The organism is Citrobacter sp. TBCS-14 (assembly GCF_005280805.1).
GTDB classification, from domain to species: domain Bacteria; phylum Pseudomonadota; class Gammaproteobacteria; order Enterobacterales; family Enterobacteriaceae; genus Citrobacter; species Citrobacter gillenii.
This window is the reverse complement of sequence record NZ_SZWM01000164.1, coordinates 586,161-607,923: the sequence shown is the minus strand read 5'-3', so window position 1 is coordinate 607,923 and position 21,763 is coordinate 586,161. Positions and strand designations below refer to the sequence as shown.

18 protein-coding genes and 1 other annotated feature are annotated in these 21,763 nt (G+C 53.2%); of the genes, 10 read left to right on the top strand and 8 right to left on the bottom strand.

Annotated elements, in window-relative coordinates; all coding sequences use genetic code 11:
* Positions 1–79 precede the first annotated feature (79 nt).
* Positions 80–1,552, top strand: coding sequence for a GGDEF domain-containing protein (locus FDX22_RS06605; RefSeq protein WP_117342897.1), 1,473 nt, complete (start codon positions 80–82; stop codon positions 1,550–1,552).
* Between the two features lie 33 nt (positions 1,553–1,585).
* On the opposite strand, the gene trpA is transcribed toward FDX22_RS06605, so the two are convergent.
* Genes trpA through FDX22_RS06580 form a run of 5 tightly spaced genes read right to left on the bottom strand, consistent with a single transcriptional unit; the run spans position 1,586 to position 8,115 of the window.
* On the bottom strand, positions 1,586–2,392 hold the full coding sequence (gene trpA / locus FDX22_RS06600) for a tryptophan synthase subunit alpha (RefSeq protein ID WP_146716900.1): 807 nt from the start codon (positions 2,390–2,392) through the stop codon (positions 1,586–1,588).
* Positions 2,392–3,585 carry a tryptophan synthase subunit beta gene (gene trpB, locus FDX22_RS06595; protein ID WP_096756813.1) on the bottom strand — a complete coding sequence of 398 codons (1,194 nt, stop codon included), beginning with the start codon at positions 3,583–3,585 and terminating at the stop codon, positions 2,392–2,394. The genes trpA and trpB overlap by 1 nt, the downstream gene beginning before the upstream one ends.
* A gap of 10 nt (positions 3,586–3,595) precedes the next feature.
* Entirely contained in the window at positions 3,596–4,957 is a 1,362-nt protein-coding gene (gene trpCF, locus FDX22_RS06590) for a bifunctional indole-3-glycerol-phosphate synthase TrpC/phosphoribosylanthranilate isomerase TrpF (protein WP_255432766.1), read from the bottom strand.
* Positions 4,958–6,553 (bottom strand): bifunctional anthranilate synthase glutamate amidotransferase component TrpG/anthranilate phosphoribosyltransferase TrpD, encoded by a 1,596-nt coding sequence (gene trpD, locus FDX22_RS06585; protein WP_096756814.1) that lies wholly within the window; start codon positions 6,551–6,553, stop codon positions 4,958–4,960. It abuts the gene before it with no gap.
* Entirely contained in the window at positions 6,553–8,115 is a 1,563-nt protein-coding gene (locus FDX22_RS06580) for an anthranilate synthase component 1 (protein ID WP_115258316.1), read from the bottom strand. Before FDX22_RS06580 ends, trpD begins: the two co-directional genes overlap by 1 nt.
* Before the next feature lie 23 nt (positions 8,116–8,138).
* Positions 8,139–8,233 (bottom strand) — a sequence feature (Trp leader region).
* Between the two features lie 160 nt (positions 8,234–8,393).
* Between FDX22_RS06580 and rnm the strand changes: the two genes are divergently transcribed.
* The 3 genes from rnm to rluB all read left to right on the top strand — a co-directional run bounded on the left by rnm (position 8,394) and on the right by rluB (position 10,865).
* On the top strand, positions 8,394–9,272 hold the full coding sequence (gene rnm / locus FDX22_RS06575; protein WP_115258317.1) for an RNase AM: 879 nt from the start codon (positions 8,394–8,396) through the stop codon (positions 9,270–9,272).
* The gene (locus FDX22_RS06570; RefSeq protein ID WP_117342893.1) at positions 9,269–9,889 is read left to right on the top strand and encodes an L-threonylcarbamoyladenylate synthase; all 621 of its coding nucleotides are present in this window, start codon (positions 9,269–9,271) and stop codon (positions 9,887–9,889) included. The genes rnm and FDX22_RS06570 overlap by 4 nt, the downstream gene beginning before the upstream one ends.
* A 100-nt stretch (positions 9,890–9,989) precedes the next feature.
* On the top strand, positions 9,990–10,865 hold the full coding sequence (rluB, locus tag FDX22_RS06565; RefSeq protein ID WP_096756818.1) for a 23S rRNA pseudouridine(2605) synthase RluB: 876 nt from the start codon (positions 9,990–9,992) through the stop codon (positions 10,863–10,865).
* Between the two features lie 83 nt (positions 10,866–10,948).
* Here the strand turns inward: rluB and cobO are convergent, their stop codons facing one another.
* Positions 10,949–11,539 (bottom strand): cob(I)yrinic acid a,c-diamide adenosyltransferase, encoded by a 591-nt coding sequence (gene cobO / locus FDX22_RS06560; RefSeq protein WP_096756819.1) that lies wholly within the window; start codon positions 11,537–11,539, stop codon positions 10,949–10,951.
* Complete coding sequence (locus FDX22_RS06555; RefSeq protein ID WP_146716899.1) at positions 11,536–12,297, bottom strand: YciK family oxidoreductase; 762 nt, start codon at positions 12,295–12,297, stop codon at positions 11,536–11,538. The genes cobO and FDX22_RS06555 overlap by 4 nt, the downstream gene beginning before the upstream one ends.
* A gap of 221 nt (positions 12,298–12,518) precedes the next feature.
* On the opposite strand from FDX22_RS06555, the gene sohB reads away from it, so the two are divergent.
* Complete coding sequence (gene sohB / locus FDX22_RS06550) at positions 12,519–13,565, top strand: protease SohB (RefSeq protein ID WP_146716898.1); 1,047 nt, start codon at positions 12,519–12,521, stop codon at positions 13,563–13,565.
* 108 nt (positions 13,566–13,673) lie between these two features.
* Here sohB and FDX22_RS06545 read toward each other — a convergent pair whose 3' ends face one another.
* A complete protein-coding gene (locus FDX22_RS06545; RefSeq protein ID WP_003020616.1) occupies positions 13,674–13,925 on the bottom strand; it encodes a YciN family protein in 252 nt (83 codons plus the stop codon).
* A 399-nt stretch (positions 13,926–14,324) separates the two neighbouring features.
* Between FDX22_RS06545 and topA the strand changes: the two genes are divergently transcribed.
* The 5 genes from topA to acnA all read left to right on the top strand — a co-directional run bounded on the left by topA (position 14,325) and on the right by acnA (position 21,721).
* A complete protein-coding gene (gene topA / locus FDX22_RS06540; protein WP_146716897.1) occupies positions 14,325–16,922 on the top strand; it encodes a type I DNA topoisomerase in 2,598 nt (865 codons plus the stop codon).
* Between the two features lie 195 nt (positions 16,923–17,117).
* On the top strand, positions 17,118–18,092 hold the full coding sequence (cysB, locus tag FDX22_RS06535; protein ID WP_115258322.1) for an HTH-type transcriptional regulator CysB: 975 nt from the start codon (positions 17,118–17,120) through the stop codon (positions 18,090–18,092).
* A gap of 296 nt (positions 18,093–18,388) precedes the next feature.
* Complete coding sequence (locus tag FDX22_RS06530; protein ID WP_213083822.1) at positions 18,389–18,529, top strand: YmiA family putative membrane protein; 141 nt, start codon at positions 18,389–18,391, stop codon at positions 18,527–18,529.
* A gap of 2 nt (positions 18,530–18,531) precedes the next feature.
* Entirely contained in the window at positions 18,532–18,702 is a 171-nt protein-coding gene (locus FDX22_RS29990) for a hypothetical protein (protein ID WP_168246952.1), read from the top strand.
* A gap of 343 nt (positions 18,703–19,045) precedes the next feature.
* The gene (gene acnA / locus FDX22_RS06525; protein ID WP_115258323.1) at positions 19,046–21,721 is read left to right on the top strand and encodes an aconitate hydratase AcnA; all 2,676 of its coding nucleotides are present in this window, start codon (positions 19,046–19,048) and stop codon (positions 21,719–21,721) included.
* The last annotated feature ends 42 nt before the right edge of the window (positions 21,722–21,763 follow it).

Here is a 21,763-nt window from a genome sequence, read left to right as displayed (position 1 = left end):
TATGCTTTTTATGGGTAAATCTGTAACTTAGCGCTCAAGTAACTGATTTGGCAATGCGGGTAACTATCAGGGTGGACGCGTGAAGATTGTGCAGGATAAGCTCAGAAACAGGCAGGCGTTGCTGGTCTCTGGCCTCATTACACTGATATTTACATCACTGTTCCTGTTCATCATTTACGAGCAGCGTACGGCCACCGCAAGTGAAGGTATCAACCGTCTCCAAACGCGTCTCATGGACATCTTTAACGACAATGAACTGATCGCGGACGCCATCGGTGAGCGTTATCACCACACCATTAATGGTGGACGATGTGGCAGCAAGTCGCGCTTTGTTCCGCGCGAGGAGGGGGAGTGGGGAATCAACGCCGATCGAAAGCGGATACATTCGGCATCTGGAGCCATTATCGCTAAGCAGCCCAGCCAGCAGGCCCTGTGTATGTTTACCGCCGCAGAGTTTATCCGCGGAATGGTGAATGAGCTCAATCCGGGCACTTTCGACGCGCATCGTTATATTATCGCCAAAGACGCAGATTATTTTTACTGGTTTACTCCTGCCGACTCTCACAATTTTTCTTTCGCTGACTCCGAGATGGCGCTCGATATTTCCAATTTTTTCTACCCGCCGGTCGATTTTTATACCCGATTACTGCAAAAAAACGTCAAAAACAAAGCCCTTAGTTCGACCAATTTTTACACCGATAAAATCACCGGTGATAAGGCGTACAGTGTCGTTAGCTATATTTACGATCTGTCAGGCGATGATATCTCCGATCATATCGTGGCGTACCTGGTTTATGACCATTCGAAACCGGAATTGCAAGATGAGTTGGCAAACGCGTTTGAATACCAGCTTCCGCCGGGTCTTAATGTGGCATTGGTTAATTTACTCAACAACGAGAGTCTCTGTTTAGCGGGGAAATGCGCAAACCTGAACAACGCTCATGTCAGGATGTTGTCAGAAAAGTACGCGCTGCACTATTCGATCTCGTTAGGTCGTTTTATGGTACACGATGCGCATGCCGGAATTGTGATTCTTTTGGCGCCGTTCTTCTTTATTATCATTAGCTTTTCGTTGAAATCGTGGCTGAATGAAAGCGATCTAAAGGTGTATATCGATTCGCTGACCGGTTGTTTTAACCGCAGGATCCTCGACATTATTAAACGCCGGGATTTATCCCATTGTTCGGTGGTACTTCTGGACTGTAATAAGTTTAAGGCCGTCAACGACACCTGGGGCCACGCGGCCGGGGATCGCGCACTGCAAACCATTGCCAACAGAATGCTGTCTAATACCCGAACCAGTCACGATCTGGTGATTCGTACCGGCGGGGATGAGTTTATGATCCTGCTGTTTCGCTCTCAGGCGAGTGACGCTATCGCCATCGCTGAGCGTATTAGCGGTCAGGTCAATAATCACGTATTTGTGGTGGAGGGGCACACTGTGCCGCTGTCGGTGTCATGGGGAATTGCGGAAGTGAACGGTGAACTGGATGTGGCTATTCAGAACGCAGATAACGCCATGTACAAAATGAAGCAGGCGAAAGAAGGATAAAACCGCCAGATTTACGCTGGCGGTTGTGGCTTATTACTGATGCGTGGCGGCTTTCATCGCGCTGACAAAAGCCCTTAGCTCTGTCAGCATCTGTTCCGGTGCGGCGACATTTTTCTCAATAATTTTCACAATCGCCGAGCCTGAAATCGCCCCGGCAGCACCTGCTTCAATCGCCCCCGTGACCTGCTCAGGTGCTGAGATACCGAAGCCTTGCAGCGACGGCGGTGCATTGTATTGTTTCAGCTTCTCGACCAGATGATGCAGCGGTAGCGCGGCACGCTTTTCAGCGCCAGTCACACCAGCACGAGACAACAGATAGGTATAACCGCGACCATGGGACGCAATCTGGCGCAGCAGGTCGTCATCAGCGTTCGGCGGGCAGATGAAAATCGGTGCCACGTTGTGGCGCAGTGCCGCTGTCCGGAATGGCGCAGACTCCTCAACCGGCACATCTGCGACTAACACGGAATCCACGCCGACTTTTTCACACTGGGCGTAAAATTCGTCAATGCCTTTACTGAACACCAGATTGGCGTACATCAGCAGGCCAACAGGAATGTTGGGATGTTTTTGACGGATCAACGCCAGCATTTCGAAGCATTGCGACGGCGTGACGCCTGCGGCAAAAGCACGTAAGGTCGCATCCTGAATGGTCGGGCCGTCAGCCAGCGGGTCGGAGAAGGGGATCCCGAGTTCGAGCGCATCGGCTCCGGCGTCGATCAGCGTATCAATAATCTTCAGCGACTGCTCAACAGAAGGGTCGCCGAGGGTGACGAAGGGGACAAATGCACCTTCTTTTCGGTCCTTCAGCTGTGCAAACAGGTTTTCATAACGTTCCATCAGATTTCCCCTCGTGCTTTCAGAATATCGTGTACGGTGAAGATGTCTTTGTCGCCGCGACCGGAGAGATTAACCACCAGCAGCTGCTCTTTGTCCGGATCCTCACGCATCATTTTCAACGCGTGCGCCAGGGCATGTGATGACTCCAGGGCCGGAATGATCCCTTCATGCAGGCACAGGGTTTTAAAGGCTTCCAGCGCTTCGTCATCGGTAATCGATACGTAATCGGCACGGCCAATACTGTTCAGGTAAGCATGCTGTGGCCCGACGGACGGAAAATCCAGACCCGCTGAAATCGAATAGGACTCTTCGATTTGCCCCTCTTCGGTTTGCATCATCGGCGATTTCATGCCGAAGTAAATTCCGACGCGACCATGCTTCAACGGCGCGCCGTGTTCACCGGACTCAATCCCGTGACCGCCCGGCTCAACGCCAATCAACCCGACGCTGGTGTCATTAATAAAATCAGCAAACATACCGATAGCATTCGACCCACCACCCACGCAGGCGATAACGGCATCCGGCAGACGACCTTCTTTTTCGAGGATCTGCACTTTGGTTTCTTCGCCGATCATGCGCTGGAACTCACGCACAATAGTTGGGAAAGGATGTGGGCCAGCCGCCGTACCAAGCATATAGTGCGCAGTATCGTAGCTGCCAGACCAGTCGCGCAGCGCTTCATTACAGGCATCTTTCAGCGTGGCGGAGCCGCTGTGTACCGGGATCACCTCGGCGCCCATCAGCCGCATACGGAACACGTTGGGAGACTGACGTTCGATGTCTTTCGCACCCATATAGATGCGACACTTCAGGCCAAGCAAGGCACAGGCGAGCGCGGAAGCTACGCCGTGTTGACCGGCACCTGTTTCAGCGATGATCTCGGTTTTACCCATACGTTTTGCCAGCAGCGCCTGACCCAACACCTGGTTAGTCTTGTGCGCACCGCCGTGCAGCAAGTCTTCACGCTTCAGATACAGGGTGGTGCGAGTACCTGCGGTGATGTTCTGGCATTTGGTCAGCGCGGTAGGGCGGCCTGCATAGTTTTTCAGCAGGTCGGTAAACTGCGCCTGAAACTCAGGATCTTTCTGCGCGCTGACGAAGGCTTCTTCCAGCTGGCGCAGGGCAGGCATCAGAATCTGTGGCACATACATGCCGCCAAATTCACCAAAATAGGGGTTGAGTAATGTTGTCATGTCCTTTTCCTTAATATGCGCGCAGTGTTTGAAAGACCGAGGCCAGCAGACGCGCATCTTTGATGCCCGGCTGCGACTCTACGCCAGAATTGAAATCGAGACCGGCACAGCCGGTTTTAGCCGCGTCGACGCAGTTATCTGCACCGAGTCCGCCAGCCAGTAAAACGTTATCCAGTGATTGCCCACCCAACAGCGACCAGTCAAAGCGCTGTCCGCTGCCGCCCTGGCCGTTGTCGAAAACGTATCTATCAACATGCTGATAGCTGCAGACTGGCAGTGACTCGCCCACGCTCAGCGCCTTCCAGATTTGCACCTGTTGCGGTAATGCCGCACGCAGCGTATCGATATAAGTCTGATTTTCGTTCCCGTGCAGTTGCACGGCTGTCAGTGATAAATGCCCGACGGTGGAGCACACGTCATCAATATTGCTGTCGCGAAACACGCCAACGTACTGTAGCGGCGCACCTGTCATGACCTCACGAGCCTGCTCAATATTGACGGCTCGTGGTGAAGAAGGAACAAAAATCAGTCCGCCATAAATTGCGCCGGATTCATACGCCGTATGGGCATCCTGCGCGCGCGTCAGTCCGCAGACTTTATTCTCGCCGAGCAGCACGCGACGTACCGCTGCATGCAGGTCCTGATGCGACATCAGCGCGGAGCCAATCAGAAAACCGTTGGCGAAATGGCTGAGTTCGCGCACCTGGCCGTAGGTATTAATGCCGGACTCGCTGATGACGGTCACGCCGTGGCCCAGTCGCGGTGCCAGTTGGCGGGTGCGATTGAGGTCAATCGACAGATCGCGCAGGTCGCGGTTGTTAATGCCCACGACTTTTGCGCCAAGCGCAATGGCACGTTCCAGCTCTTCTTCGTTGCTGACCTCGGTCAGCACACCCATTTTCAGGCTGTGTGCCACGGCGGCAAGCTGACGATATTGTTCGTCATCCAGCACGGACAGCATCAGTAAACAAGCGTCAGCCTGGTAGTGACGGGCCAGGTAAATCTGGTAAGGATCGATAATAAAGTCTTTACACAGAATCGGCTGTGGTGCGATGCGGCTGACGATGGGCAGGAAATCAAAGCTTCCCTGGAAATATTTCTCGTCGGTCAGCACAGAAATCGCCGAGGCATAATGTTTATACACACCCGCAATATGTGCCGGGTCAAAGTCATCACGGATCACGCCTTTTGACGGAGAGGCTTTTTTGCACTCCAGAATAAACGCGGTCCGCGCGCCTTGCAGCGCATCATAAAAATGTCGCGAGCTTGGCTGAACATCATTTTGAAAGCTGGCCAACGGTTGTTGCTGTTTGCGGGCTTCTACCCAAATCGCCTTATCTGCGACAATTTTCGCTAAAACGGTTTGCATCATTTACCCTCTTGCTGCCAGGGCGGTGACCCGGTCATAGGCCGCACCGCTACGCAGGACATTAATCACGATTTGTGCGTTGGCTTTTAAATCTTCTTCGCCGTGCAGGCGCATTAACATGGCGACATTCGCTGCCACGGCGGCCTCGTGCGCGGCTTCACCTTTACCTTGTAACAAGCGACTGAGAATGTCACGGTTTTCTTCCGGCGTGCCGCCCGCCAGCTGTTCCTGGTGATATGGCGTCAGGCCAAAGTCGTCTGCCGTCAGCTGATAACTCTTGATTTCGCCGTCATGCAATTCGGCCACAATGGTCGGTGCATGCAGCGAAACTTCATCCATTCCGCCGCTGTGCACCACGGCTGCACGCTGATATCCCAGCACGCGCAGGGTTTCGGCAATGGGCAGTACCAGTTCCGGGCTGTAGACGCCGATCAGCGCCAGCGGCGGATGCGCAGGGTTAATCAGCGGCCCGAGCACGTTAAACAGCGTGCGGGTTTTGAGCTGCTGACGAACCGGCATGGCGTGACGAAAACCGGTGTGATATTTCGGTGCAAACAGGAAACATACGCCCAGTTCGTCAAGCGCCAGGCGCGACTTATCGGCATTCATATCCAGGTTGATGCCAAAGGCCGCCAGCAGATCGGATGATCCTGATTTACTGGAGACGCTACGGTTACCGTGCTTCGCTACCTTTAACCCACAGGCTGCAGCGACAAACGCGCTGGCGGTGGAAATATTGATGCTGTTACTGCCGTCACCGCCGGTCCCGACAATGTCGGCAAACAGATAGTCCGGACGTGGGAACGGCGCGGCGTTCTCCAGCAGGGCCGTCGCCGCCCCGGCAATTTCATTCGGATGCTCACCGCGCACTTTCATGCTGACCAGTGCGGCAGCCAGCTGCTCCGGCTTCAATTCACCGCGCACGACTGCAGAGAACAATTGGTGGCTCTCCTGCTGGGACAGCGTCTGGGCCTGATACAGTTTTTCGAGAATAGGCTGCAGCGTGTTGGTTTGTTCAAGCTTCTGCTGTGCCCAGGCCAGCGTTTGCTCCAGCAGACGCGCGCCCTGAGTGGTGAGAATTGATTCCGGATGGAACTGGAATCCGCACACGCGGTCGGTGTCGTGGCGAACCGCCATCACCATGCCGTTGAAGTGGGCGTTAATGGTTAGTCCCGCCGGGACGTTGCTGCCGACCAGTGAATGGTAACGCGCCACAGGCAAGGGATTAGCCAGACCGGCGAACATTTCCTGACCGTCGTGTTCAATACTGGAGGCTTTGCCGTGCAGGATTTCTCCCGCCTGACCTACATACCCGCCGTAAGCTTCGACAATCGCCTGATGCCCAAGGCAAATACCGATAATCGGCAATTTGCCACGCAGGCGAGTCAACAACTCCGGCATGCAGCCGGCTTCGCTTGGCGCGCCCGGACCTGGCGAAAGCATCAGTACCGGGTTTTTCATGGTCGCTAAGCGGTCAATTAAGGTCTGCGCCGGGATATGGTTGCGATAAATCACCACGTTGTGGCCGTTGGTACGCAGCTGATCTGCCAGGTTATAGGTAAAAGAGTCAATGTTATCGAGCAGCAGAATATCAGCCATTAGAAAATCTCCTGTGCGTGGTGTGCTGTGGCGATAGCACGCAGAACCGCACGCGCTTTATTACGGGTTTCATCGGCTTCAGACTGCGGTACAGAGTCCAGAACAATCCCGGCACCCGCCTGCACGGTGGCGATACCGTCTTCTACCAGGGCAGAACGAATCACAATGCACGTGTCCAGATCACCGTGGGCGGTGAAGTAACCGACCGCGCCGCCATAACTACCGCGGCGGCGACCTTCAGCCTCGGCGATAAGCTGCATGGCGCGCACTTTCGGCGCACCGCTCAGCGTGCCCATGTTCATACAGGCACGGTATGCATGCAGGACGTCAAGGTCATGACGCAGTTCGCCGACCACGCGGGAAACCAGGTGCATCACGAAGGAATACCGGTCAACTTTGGTCAGGTCGGCCACGTAGCGACTGCCCGGGGTACAGATACGAGCCAGGTCATTACGCGCCAGGTCCACCAGCATCAGGTGCTCGGAAAGTTCTTTATGGTCAGTGCGCATTTCCAGCTCAATACGGCTGTCGAGATCGCGGTCCAGCGAGCCGTCAGCACGACGGCCGCGTGGGCGAGTCCCGGCAATAGGGTAGATCTCAATCTGGCGGCTGGTGGCATCGTATTTCAGCGAACTTTCCGGCGAGGCACCGAACAACGTGAAATCGTTATCCTGCATAAAGAACATGTACGGGCTGGGATTGCTCTTTTTCAGAACATAATAGGCAGCAAGTGGTGACGGGCAGGGCAGTGAAAAACGGCGGGAAGGCACTACCTGGAAAATCTCACCGGCACGAATGGCTTTTTGCAAACCGCGCACGACGGTACCGAACTCTTCATCGCTCTGATTACACTCACAGCGCATTTCTGGTACTTCAATAACGGGCAGCGGCGGCGCGGGTTCGGTTAATTGCTGGCTCAACTGCGCCAGTCGGTGGGCCAGACGCTGTTTTTCTTCCTCGCAGGGCGTGAACACGCTGGCCTGAATACGGGTGCTTTTTTTCTGGTGGTCAATGACCATCAGGGTTTCGGCCAGGTAGAAGCAGTAATCAGGGCAGCGGTTGCCGGCTTCAAGCTGGGGTAAATCTTCGAATCCAGCGACCAGATCGTAGGAAAACAGACCGCCGAAGAACATGGCTTCACGCTCCTGCTCCGGCACATTCACCAGTTCCTGCATTAAACGGAACGTGTCAAAGACCGACAGGGAACATAAGCGGGCATCTTCATCCAGCAGTGGGCTGACGGCCGGAAAACGCAACTGGCGGGCATTCGGCTGTTGTTGGTTTTCAACACCAGTTGGCAAGGCGGCATCCAGCAACGGGAGCAGGGAGGCTCCATTCGCTGACAACGCCTGAATGGTAACGGTGTCACCTAAGGCGGTAATACGCAGCGCGCTGTCGACCAACAGCAGACTCTTCAGGTCGTCCTTGCTGTCGATATCGGCGGATTCCAGTAACAATGTCGCCGGGCGCGCGCCGCAGACCTGATGAAACAGCTCGGTCGGGTTGTTACGGTAGGCGGCGTCACAGGCCAGCAGTTCGAGTGTCGGTTTTTGTGTTTGCATCGTTATTCTCATTAATTTTGTTCAAAAAAAAGCCCGCTTAGTTGGCGGGCCGGGTATCTGGTTGCATATTGCAGACGTAAGACACTGCCCGAAATCAGGAAGTGCGCCACCCACCGTGCAGGACATATGTTGCTTTCATCTCAGATACCTTCTTTCTTCATGTGAACTTGCGTACTAGTTAACTAGTTCAATGGAATAAAGTCAACACCTGATTTCAGTAAATTTGTCTAAAACGCTATGATGAGCGTGATACGACATTTATTGAAACGGGAGCCGCCTTGAGCGACACGAATTACGCAGTGATTTACGACCTGCACAGTCATACAACGGCGTCCGATGGACGATTGACACCTGAAGCATTGGTACACCGTGCGGTAGAGATGCGAGTCGGGACATTGGCGATTACCGATCATGACACCACGGCAGCGATTCCGGCGGCAAGAGAAGAAATTTCACGTTCAGGTTTAGCCTTGAAGTTGATAGCGGGCGTTGAAATTTCCACGGTCTGGGAAAACCACGAGATCCATATCGTCGGCCTGAATATCGATATCGACCACCCCATGATGCGTGCGTTTCTGGCAGAACAAACCGCGCGTCGTCAGCTGCGTGCGCAGCTAATTGCTGAGCGACTGGACAAAGCACATATCCCGGGCGCGTGGGAAGGCGCGTTACGTCTGGCTGACGGAGGGGCCGTCACGAGAGGCCATTTTGCGCGTTTCCTGGTTGAGAGTGGCAAAGCCACGACCATGGCTGACGTGTTTAAAAAATACCTTGCCCGCGGGAAAACCGGTTACGTTCCGCCACAGTGGTGTACAATAGAACAAGCTATTGATGTCATTCATCATTCTGGCGGTAAGGCGGTACTGGCTCATCCTGGTCGGTACGATCTTAGCGCTAAGTGGCTGAAAAGACTGGTTGCCTGGTTTGCCGAACATCATGGTGATGCGATGGAAGTGGCACAGTGTCAACAGTCTCCCAATGAGCGTACCCATCTGGCGACGCTGGCGCGTCAGCATCAGCTGTGGGCATCACAAGGGTCTGATTTTCATCAGCCGTGCCCGTGGATTGAATTGGGTCGTAAGCTCTGGTTGCCCGCAGGCGTTGAAGGCGTCTGGCAGCTTTGGGAACAGCCCGAGACCACTGAGAGGAAAGTATGAGTCAGTTTTTTTATATCCATCCTGATAACCCACAGCAACGCCTGATCAATCAGGCCGTTGAAATTGTGCGTAAAGGTGGGGTGATCGTTTATCCCACTGATTCCGGCTATGCGTTAGGCTGCAAAATCGAAGACAAAGGGGCGATGGAGCGTATTTGCCGTATCCGTCATCTGCCCGATGGACACAACTTCACGTTGATGTGCCGTGACCTGTCCGAACTGTCGACGTATTCGTTCGTGGACAACGTTGCTTTTCGTTTAATTAAAAACAATACGCCGGGCAACTACACCTTCATCCTGAAAGGGACGAAAGAAGTGCCGCGCAGGTTGCTGCAGGAAAAACGTAAAACCATCGGTCTGCGCGTACCGTCCAATCCGATTGCGCTGGCGTTGCTGGAAGCGTTGGGCGAGCCCATGCTCTCCACTTCGCTGATGCTGCCAGGTAGCGAATTTACCGAGTCCGATCCGGAAGAGATTAAAGAGCGTCTGGAGAAGCAGGTAGATTTGATTATCCACGGCGGGTATCTCGGTCAACAGCCCACCACGGTTATCGATTTAACCGATGACTCGCCGGTGGTGTTGCGTGAAGGCGTCGGCGACGTTAAACCTTTCTTATAAGGGCGCAACTCGGTATACTACGCGGCCTTAAAATGGCGCTAACTGGCGCCGTTGATTCTCCTGTTCGACGCCTGTGAAGGCGACACCTAAAGGAAGCTCTATGAGCGAAAAGTTACAAAAAGTGCTGGCGCGCGCTGGCCACGGTTCTCGCCGTGAAATTGAAACCATTATTGCAGCAGGTCGCGTGAGCGTTGACGGCAAAATTGCCACGCTTGGCGATCGCGTTGACGTAACACCGGGTCTGAAAATCCGTATCGACGGTCATCTGATTTCGGTTAAAGAATCTGCGGAACAAATCTGCCGCGTTCTGGCGTATTACAAGCCGGAAGGTGAATTGTGTACCCGTAACGACCCGGAAGGTCGTCCGACCGTCTTTGACCGTCTACCAAAACTGCGCGATGCGCGCTGGATTGCGGTGGGTCGTCTGGACGTGAATACCTGTGGTTTACTGCTGTTCACCACCGATGGTGAACTGGCGAACCGTCTGATGCACCCGAGCCGTGAAGTTGAGCGTGAATACGCGGTGCGTGTGTTTGGTCAGGTGGATGAAACGAAACTGCGTGACCTGAGCCGTGGCGTGCAACTCGAAGATGGTCCGGCCGCATTTAAAACCATCAAGTTCAGCGGTGGTGAAGGGATTAACCAGTGGTATAACGTCACCTTGACCGAAGGGCGTAACCGCGAAGTGCGTCGCCTGTGGGAAGCCGTTGGCGTGCAGGTGAGCCGTTTGATCCGCGTACGTTACGGTGATATTCCTCTGCCGAAAGGTCTGCCGCGTGGTGGCTGGACGGAGCTTGATCTCGCCCAGACAAACTATCTGCGTCAACTGGTGGAACTGCAGCCGGAAACCAGCTCGAAGGTTGCTGTTGAGAAAGACCGTCGTCGCATGAAAGCGAACCAGATCCGCCGTGCAGTTAAACGTCACACCCAGGTCGGCGGTAGCCGTCGTCCGGGCGGTCGTAACAACAACGGTTAATCATGAGTAGGCCTGATAAGCAAAACGCCATCAGGCGTTAGCGTGGAGCCGGATGCGGCGCAAACGCCTTATCCGGCCTACACTCAATAATCGATCCCTATTTGGGCTTTCACCCCCGCCTCAAAGGCGTGCTTGACCGGGCGCAACTCGCTGACCGTATCAGCTAATTCCAAAATATCGCGATGGCATCCTCGACCAGTGATAATCACTGTCTGGTGAGAAGGGCGCGCGCTTAAGGCGTCGAGCACCTCTTCCAGCGGTAGATAGTCATACGCCACCATGTACGTCAACTCATCCAGCACCACCATATCCAGCTCAGGATCGGCCAGCATCCGTTTACCGTGCTCCCACACGGCCAGACAGGCAGCGGTGTCAGAATCTCGGTTTTGCGTCTCCCAGGTAAATCCTGTCGCCATGACCTGAAACTCCACGCCGTGGGGTTCCAGTAAGTTTCGTTCGCCGTTGGGCCACGTGCCTTTAATGAACTGCACCACGCCGACTTTTTTACCGTGACCGACCGCGCGCGTGGCGGTACCAAATGCGGCGGTGGTTTTCCCTTTACCGTTGCCGGTAAAGACGATGATGATACCGCGCTCGTCCTTTGCGGCGGCAACGCGTGCGTCAACACGGTCTTTTACGCGCTGCTGGCGTTGCTGATAGCGTTCTTCACTCATTGGGCAATTCCTGGTTTACGGCCCGGTTGGGCGTCGAAGGTCATACCGGTTTTACGCCGGCTGTCGTCGCCCATCAGCCACAGGTACAGCGGCATAATGTCGGCGGGTGTTTTTAATTTTTGTGGATCTTCTGTCGGGAATGCGCTGGCACGCATGCCGGTACGCGTGCCGCCAGGATTAATACAGTTTACGCGCAAATGATGGTTTTGATACTCGTCTGCCAGCACCTGCATCATGCCTTCGGTGGCAAACTTCGAGGTTGCATAGGCCCCCCAGTTGGCGCGTCCCTGACGACCAACGCTGGATGAGGTAAAGACCAGCGACCCAGAATCAGACTTAAGCAACAAAGGGAGCAGCGCCTGGGTCAGCATAAAGGTGGCATTGACGTTTACCTGCATGACCTCCTGCCAGACCTGCGGAGTTTGTTCGATCATCGGACCGATTTCACCCAGTAACCCGGCATTATGCAACACGCCATCCAGACGCGGGTAATGGGCGTTGATTCGCTGCGCCAGTTCATGGCACTCAGTGGAAGTACAGGTCAGCAGATCCAGCGTAAACCACTGCGCGGGCACGCCGTTTTCTGCGGAAACGGCCTGGGCGACCTGACGAAGTTTTTCTTCACTGCGCCCGAGCAGAATCACGGTTGCACCGTAGCGGGCATAGGTCAGCGCAGCTTCTCGACCGATGCCATCGCTGGCTCCGGTGACCAGAATAATGCGATCCTGTAACAGATCTTGTTTGGGTTGGTAATGCACGGTTACTCCTCGGCGACGCTCTGGCCATCCCGTTTTCTAGAACTTGTCGGTTTTATGCCTTAAACCCTGCTATTTTTCAATCAGCCAAAGGTAATAACACCGTAAAATGAACACTTTGTCATGCTTTTTACCGATTACCATGCGGATGGATGAAGCAAGACGGGTTAACACACCTGTTGTACACTGAGCGAAAGTTGCGTTGTTTAACCAAGGTGGAATTCGTGGAATTGTTGTCTGAATATGGGCTGTTTTTGGCAAAAATCGTCACAGTGGTAGTGGCGATTGCGGTGATTGTTATGCTGATCGTCAATGCGACACAACGCAAGCGTCAGCGCGGTGAACTCCGGGTCATTAATCTCAGTGAACAATATAAAGAGATCAAAGAAGACCTGGCGATGTCTTTACTGGACAGCCACCAACAAAAGCTCTGGCATAAAGCGCAGAAAAAAAAGCACAAGCTGGAAGCGAAGGCGGCCAAAGCCAAAGCAAAATTGGGAGAGAATACATCATCGGGTAAACCGCGTGTCTGGGTGCTTGATTTTAAAGGCAGTATGGATGCCCATGAAGTCAGCGCGCTGCGTGAAGAGGTGACGGCGGTACTGGCGGTAGTAAAACCACAAGATCAGGTGGTTATTCGCCTAGAAAGCCCCGGTGGTGTGGTGCATGGCTATGGGCTGGCGGCATCACAATTGCAGCGTCTGCGCGATAAGCAGATCCCATTAACGGTGACGGTCGATAAAGTTGCCGCCAGCGGCGGATACATGATGGCCTGCGTGGCAGATAAAATTGTTTCGGCACCGTTTGCTATTGTTGGCTCAATTGGCGTGGTGGCGCAGATCCCTAACTTTAACCGTTTCCTGAAAGGCAAAGACATTGATATTGAGTTGCACACTGCCGGGCAATACAAACGGACGTTGACGCTGCTTGGTGAGAACACGGAAGAGGGTCGTCAGAAATTCCGCGAAGACCTGAACGAAACGCATCACCTGTTTAAAGATTTTGTGCACCGTATGCGTCCGACTCTGGACATTGAACAGGTTGCCACTGGGGAACACTGGTTCGGTCAACAGGCGCTGGAAAATGGGCTGGTGGATGAGATCAATACCAGCGATGAGGTGATCCTGAGTTTGATGGAGGGTCGCGAAGTGCTTAACGTACGCTATCTGCAGCGCAAAAAACTGATGGACCGTTTCACCGGTAGTGCAGCGGAAAGTGCGGATCGCTTGCTGCTGCGCTGGTGGCAGCGTGGTCAAAAACCGTTGATGTAAAATTGTCATTGCCGGATGGCGATGCTAAAGCATCTTATCCGGCCTACAGGATTGTCGCATCGTAGGCCGGATAAGGCGGATCCGCCATCCGGCAAATCATTTCTTGTATTAATCGATCAGGTGATACTTTTCAGAAAGGACATGCGCCAGGTGTTTAAACATATTAAACACTGCGGTGCTTTTTGGCGTAGGAAGCCCTTGTTCATCTAAAAAGTAATCTCCGCTGAAAACCAGCACGCCATTACGCTGTGTGACGCCGGTGGCGACAATCCCCGCCAGCGTGTCCTCATGCTCACGAATGATTTTGTTGGCTTCAATCAGCAGAGTTTCGCGATCGATGGGTTGAGTGTCTTTATGCATTATTTACTCCTTAAACAAGGACATTAGTCTACGCCGAGCCCGCCTTATGGGCAAATATTCCCTGATAAAAGAGCGGGTCTTACGATAGTGTGCCTACTGGCGAGATTTGTTTTTGCATGCTAATAAAGTTGCGTAACGCATTTTATCAGGTACAGTGTGACGCTTTCGTCAATCTGGCAACAGATTTGCTTGACATTCGACCAATATTCCGTCGTGCTTTAGCGAATTCGTGAAAAAAATCCTGTTAACTCAGTTAGATGGGAGTTACATTACGAACCCGCGACCGGTACCAGGGTTGATATCCGCCGACGCAGAGACCATATCGATGTCTCGTCGCCAGTGGAAGGTGAATCAACGCGCGACGCATTCCTGGAAGAATCAAATTAGGTAAAGGTGAATATGGGTAAAGCTCTTGTCATCGTTGAGTCCCCGGCAAAAGCCAAAACGATCAACAAATATCTGGGTAATGACTACGTGGTGAAATCCAGCGTCGGTCATATCCGTGATTTGCCGACCAGTGGCTCAGCAACTAAAAAGAGCGCCGACTCAACCGCCACCAAAACGGCTAAAAAGCCCAAAAAGGATGAACGTGGCGCTCTCGTCAACCGTATGGGGGTTGACCCGTGGCACAACTGGGATGCGCGCTATGAAGTGCTGCCCGGTAAAGAAAAGGTCGTCTCTGAACTGAAACAATTGGCTGAAAAGGCCGACCACATCTATCTCGCAACTGACCTTGACCGCGAAGGGGAAGCCATTGCATGGCACCTGCGGGAAGTGATCGGGGGCGACGACACCCGCTACAGTCGCGTGGTGTTTAATGAAATTACCAAAAATGCCATTCAGCAGGCGTTTGAAAAGCCGGGCGAACTGAACATCGACCGTGTCAATGCGCAACAGGCACGCCGCTTTATGGACCGCGTTGTGGGCTATATGGTATCGCCGCTGCTGTGGAAAAAGATTGCTCGTGGCCTGTCTGCCGGTCGCGTACAGTCGGTCGCCGTGCGCCTGGTTGTAGAGCGTGAACGTGAGATCAAGGCATTCGTTCCGGAAGAATTCTGGGAAATAGATGCCAGCACCACGACGCCTTCCGGTGACGCGCTGCCACTGGAAGTCACGCACCACAACGAGAAGCCGTTCCGTCCGGTTAACCGCGAACAGACACTTGCTGCGGTAAGCCTGCTGGAAAAAGCACGTTACAGCGTGCTGGAGCGTGAAGATAAGCCGACCAGCAGCAAACCTGGCGCGCCGTTCATCACCTCTACGTTGCAACAGGCTGCCAGCACCCGTTTGGGCTTTGGCGTGAAGAAAACCATGATGATGGCGCAGCGCTTGTATGAAGCGGGCTACATCACCTATATGCGTACTGACTCAACCAACCTGAGCCAGGATGCGGTTTCTATGGTCCGCGATTACATCGGCGAAAACTTTGGTAAAAAGTATTTGCCGGAGAGCGCAAACCAGTACGCCAGTAAAGAAAACTCGCAGGAAGCGCACGAAGCCATCCGTCCTTCAGACGTCGCCGTACTGGCTGAATCGCTGAAAGATATGGAAGCTGATGCGCAAAAACTGTATCAGCTGATCTGGCGTCAGTTTGTCGCCTGTCAGATGACGCCAGCTAAATATGACTCCACCACGCTGACCGTTGGCGCAGGTGATTACCGCCTGAAGGCGCGCGGTCGTATTCTGCGGTTTGATGGCTGGACTAAGGTCATGCCAGCCCTGCGTAAAGGCGATGAAGATCGTATCTTACCGGCGGTGGATAAAGGCGATGTGCTGACATTGGTTGAACTGACCCCCGCGCAGCACTTTACCAAACCGCCTGCGCGCTTCAGCGAAGCGTCACTGGTTAAAGAGCTTGAAAAGCGCGGTATCGGTCGTCCATCTACCTATGCGTCGATCATCTCTACGATTCAGGATCGCGGCTATGTCCGTGTTGAGAACCGTCGTTTCTACGCAGAAAAAATGGGTGAAATCGTCACCGACCGCCTGGAAGAAAACTTCCGCGAATTGATGAACTACGATTTCACCGCGCAGATGGAAAACAGTCTCGACCAGGTGGCGAAACACGAAGCCGAATGGAAGGGCGTGCTCGACAACTTCTTCAGTGATTTTACTCAGCAACTCGATAAAGCCGAGAAAGATCCTGAAGAGGGCGGTATGCGTCCGAACCAGATGGTTCTGACCAGCATCGACTGTCCAACCTGTAGTCGTCAGATGGGTATCCGTACCGCCAGTACCGGTGTATTCCTCGGTTGTTCCGGTTACGCGCTGCCACCAAAAGAGCGCTGCAAAACCACCATTAACCTGGTGCCGGAAAACGAAGTGCTGAACGTGCTGGAAGGCGATGACGCGGAAACTAACGCGTTACGCGCGAAGCGCCGTTGCCAGAAGTGCGGCACGGCGATGGACAGCTACCTCATCGATCCAAAACGTAAGCTGCATGTGTGTGGTAACAACCCAACCTGCGACGGTTACGAAATCGAAGAAGGCGAGTTCCGCATCAAGGGCTACGACGGTCCGATCGTCGAGTGCGAGAAATGTGGTTCTGAAATGCACCTGAAAATGGGGCGTTTCGGTAAATACATGGCGTGTACTAACGACGAGTGTAAAAACACCCGTAAGATCCTGCGTAATGGCGAAGTTGCGCCACCGAAGGAAGATCCGGTTCCACTGCCGGAATTGCCGTGTGAAAAATCGGACGCGTATTTCGTGTTACGTGATGGCGCAGCAGGTATCTTCTTGGCGGCGAATACCTTCCCGAAATCGCGTGAGACGCGTGCGCCGTTAGTGGAAGAGCTGTACCGCTTCCGCGATCGTCTGCCGGAAAAACTGCGCTACCTTGCCGATGCGCCGCAGACCGATCCGGATGGCAACAAAGCGATGGTGCGTTTTAGCCGTAAAACCAAGCAGCAGTATGTGTCTGCCGAGAAAGACGGTAAGGCGACCGGCTGGTCTGCATTCTTTGTTGACGGTAAATTAGTAGAAGGCAAGAAGTAACAGCCCGACAGTTTGACATCGCCTTAAAGGGTCGCGTAAGCGGCCCTTTTTTATAGGTGACGGTATCTATACAGCTCTGATTAAAATGATATAGTGGTTATAGTTAACAAACTTTTTATTATTAAATCGTATTAGCAGCGCGATTCAGCCTGCTCATAAACGATGGTCTGATGCCGCTAATCTGGATGGTCTAACATGAAATTACAGCAACTTCGCTATATTGTTGAGGTGGTTAACCACAACCTTAATGTCTCCTCAACGGCCGAAGGGCTCTATACCTCTCAACCGGGTATCAGTAAGCAAGTTCGTATGCTGGAAGACGAACTGGGTATCCAGATTTTTGCCCGTAGCGGTAAACACCTTACGCAGGTTACCCCGGCAGGGCAGGAAGTCATTCGTATTGCGCGCGAAGTTCTGTCTAAGGTAGATGCCATTAAGTCGGTTGCCGGTGAACATACCTGGCCGGACAAAGGCTCGCTGTATATTGCGACCACCCACACGCAGGCGCGCTATGCGCTGCCTAACGTGATTAAAGGCTTTATTGAGCGTTATCCTCGCGTCTCTTTGCATATGCATCAGGGCTCGCCGACCCAAATTGCGGAAGCCGTGTCGAAAGGCAACGCAGATTTTGCCATTGCAACCGAAGCGCTGCACCTGTACGACGATCTGGTGATGCTGCCGTGCTACCACTGGAATCGTTCGATTGTTGTCACGCCGGACCATCCGCTGGCGGGTAAATCCTCCGTGTCGATTGAAGAACTGGCGCAATACCCGCTGGTGACCTACACCTTTGGCTTTACCGGACGTTCAGAACTCGACACCGCGTTTAACCGCGCGGGGCTGGAGCCGCGTATTGTCTTTACCGCGACCGACGCGGATGTTATTAAAACCTATGTGCGACTCGGACTGGGCGTGGGCGTGATTGCCAGCATGGCGGTCGATCCGATTTCCGATCCGGATTTGGTACGGGTTGATGCGCATGATGTCTTTAGCCATAGCACCACCAAAATCGGTTTTCGTCGTAGTACGTTCCTGCGCAGTTACATGTATGATTTTATTCAGCGTTTTGCGCCGCATCTGACGCGCGATGTAGTGGATACGGCGGTCGCGTTACGTTCTAACGATGACATTGAAGCAATGTTTAAAGATATTAAATTGCCGGAAAAATAATAACGGGCCAGCGCTCGTCGGTATCTCAGTATGAAAAACGCTACCGACGGGCAAGTCTGAATTAGTTATATTAACCGCATATTATTTAAGGGGAATGTTCGCCAAAGTAGTTTTAAATTAGAAAATCTGCTCAAAACCCTGTCAAATATTTAAATCGGATCAAACAATTGATTTATTCACGGCTCAGGATTCGAAAATTAACTGGCTTTTTCACGCCTTTTTCTTTAGGATTTCTCTTATCTGATGATTAATTGTACCAATCGTTTGGTGCCAATATGATAAGTGATTTCGATAGTATGAGGTTAGCGATGCCTTCTGGAAACCAGCCAGCACGCCGGGATCCCGCGCTGAAACGTAAAGCATGGTTCACGGTCTTTCTCGGTTCAGTCCTGTTCTGGATTGTTGTTGCGCTCGTGGTTTGGAATGTGTGGAGTTAGTCATGTCCGTGCAACAGCAGCAACCCACGTCTACACCTTCTCAGCAAGACAATGAGCCAGCGCAGGATGCGACTACTGAATGTAGAAAGAATATTCCTGACGCGTGGCAACTTTCCCCGGCACAGCAGGCTTTTATTGATCTATTTGATGAAGATGAAGAACAGAAACAATAATTAACCCGCGTTTTATAGCCGTCATACTTAAAGCAGCATGTGCGTTATTTCCGTTCGTTCACCCCAGTCACATAGTTATCTATGCTCCTGGCGATTCACTCACTTGCCGCCTTCATGCCGCTCTAATTATTTTGGCTATATCTTCATTAGAATTAGTTCACCGTATTGAAGAGTGAATGACGTAATTCCACCTTCACGCCGTAATCCCCTTGTATCGCCATTTATGCTTCTCCGCTTTTATCAATTTGAGTTGTTATCAAAGCGTTACATTTTGTTTGTGTTATCTTTAATACTAACCCTGAGAAAAGTCAGGGGATGCCACCCTGTCATTTAAGGAGGAGCTATGTCGTCGACCCTACGCGAAGCCAGTAAGGACACATTGCAGGTTAAAGATAAAACCTACCGCTACTACAGTTTGCCGCTGGCTGCCAAATCATTGGGTGATATCACCCGTCTACCCAAATCGCTAAAAGTCTTGCTGGAAAACCTGCTGCGCTGGCAGGACGGTGATTCAGTTACTGAAGAAGATATTCATTCTCTGGCTCGATGGCTGGACAATGCCCATGCCGATCGCGAGATTGCCTATCGACCCGCCCGTGTACTGATGCAGGATTTTACCGGCGTTCCGGCGGTGGTCGATCTGGCGGCCATGCGCGAAGCGGTTAAACGCCTCGGCGGTGATACGGCTAAAGTGAACCCGCTTTCACCTGTTGATCTGGTGATTGACCACTCGGTGACGGTAGACCACTTCGGTGATGATGATGCGTTCGAAGAGAACGTTCGCCTGGAAATGGAGCGTAACCACGAGCGCTATGTGTTTCTGAAATGGGGGCAGCAGGCATTCAGCCGCTTCAGCGTTGTACCGCCGGGGACGGGGATCTGCCACCAGGTTAACCTCGAATACCTGGGAAAAGCGGTGTGGAGTGAATTGCAGGATGGCGAGTGGGTGGCTTACCCGGACACGCTGGTTGGTACCGACTCCCACACTACGATGATTAACGGCCTTGGTGTACTGGGGTGGGGCGTGGGCGGAATTGAAGCAGAAGCCGCGATGCTGGGGCAACCGGTCTCGATGCTGATCCCGGATGTCGTGGGCTTCAAGCTGGATGGAAAACTACGTGAGGGGATCACCGCCACCGATCTGGTCCTGACCGTGACCCAGATGCTGCGTAAGCACGGTGTGGTCGGTAAATTTGTTGAATTCTATGGTGATGGCCTCGACACGCTGCCGCTGGCAGACCGTGCCACCATTGCCAATATGGCACCGGAGTATGGTGCGACCTGCGGTTTCTTCCCCATTGATGGCGTCACGCTCGAATACATGCGCCTGAGCGGTCGCAGCGAAGAGCAAGTTGAGCTGGTTGAGTCCTACGCCAAAGCGCAGGGAATGTGGCGTAATACGGGCGATGCGCCGATCTTTACCAGTTCACTGGAACTGGACATGGCCGATGTGGAAGCCAGCCTGGCCGGACCGAAGCGTCCGCAGGATCGCGTCGCGCTGGGGGATGTCCCGAAAGCATTTGCGGCAAGCAATGAGCTTGAGCTGAACAGTTCGCACAAAGACAGTCAGCCGGTCGACTATGTTCTGAACGGTCATCAATACCAGCTGCCAGACGGTGCGGTGGTGATTGCGGCTATTACCTCCTGTACCAACACCTCAAACCCGAGCGTGCTGATGGCGGCGGGCTTACTGGCGAAAAAAGCGGTCACTCTTGGTCTGAAACGTCAACCATGGGTCAAAGCCTCGCTAGCACCGGGATCAAAAGTGGTGTCTGACTATCTGGCGCAGGCCCGGCTGACCCCGTACCTTGATGAACTGGGGTTCAATCTGGTTGGCTATGGTTGTACCACCTGTATTGGTAACTCTGGGCCGTTACCCGATCCTATTGAAACGGCGATTAAAAAAGGTGACCTGACGGTGGGGGCGGTACTTTCCGGTAACCGTAACTTTGAAGGACGCATTCATCCGTTAGTGAAAACGAACTGGCTGGCCTCTCCGCCGCTGGTGGTCGCTTACGCGCTGGCGGGCAATATGAACATTAACCTGACCAAAGATCCGCTCGGACACGATAAAAAAGGTGACCCCGTATATCTGAAAGATATCTGGCCTTCTGCACGGGAAATTGCCCGCGCCGTCGAGCAGGTATCCACGGAGATGTTCCACAAAGAGTATGCGGAAGTGTTTGAAGGTACGCCGGAATGGAAATCGATCAATGTTGATCGTGTCGACACCTACGGCTGGCAGTCTGACTCGACCTATATTCGCCTGTCACCGTTCTTCGAGGGCATGCAGGCTACGCCGGCTCCGGTAAACGATATTCATGGAGCGCGTATATTGGCGATGCTGGGTGACTCGGTGACCACAGATCATATTTCCCCCGCTGGCAGCATTAAGGCGGACAGCCCGGCAGGACGCTATTTGCAGAGCCACGGCGTTGAGCGCCGGGATTTTAACTCCTATGGTTCACGACGTGGAAATCATGAAGTGATGATGCGAGGTACTTTTGCCAACATTCGTATCCGCAATGAAATGGTGCCGGGAATTGAAGGCGGGATGACTCGCCATTTACCGGGGACGGAAGTGGTAGCCATTTACGATGCGGCCATGCGTTATCAGCAGGAGAGCGTGCCGCTGGCGGTGATTGCCGGTAAGGAATACGGATCAGGCTCCAGTCGCGACTGGGCAGCGAAAGGTCCACGTTTACTGGGTATTCGCGTGGTCATCGCAGAATCGTTTGAGCGAATTCACCGTTCCAACCTGATTGGTATGGGGATCCTGCCGCTGGAGTTCCCGCAAGGGGTGACGCGTAAAACGTTGGGACTCACCGGTGAGGAAGTGATTGATATTACGGATTTACAAACAATTCAACCGGGCGCCACAATTGCGGTGAATATGATGCGCGCAGATGGCAGCAAAGAGGTGATTATGTGCCGCTGTCGTATCGATACTGCGACGGAGTTAACCTACTACCAGAACGACGGTATTTTGCACTATGTGATTCGTAATATGCTGAAGTAAAAAGTGAAAAAGCCTGCGTAAGCAGGCTTTTCATGGGGCAGG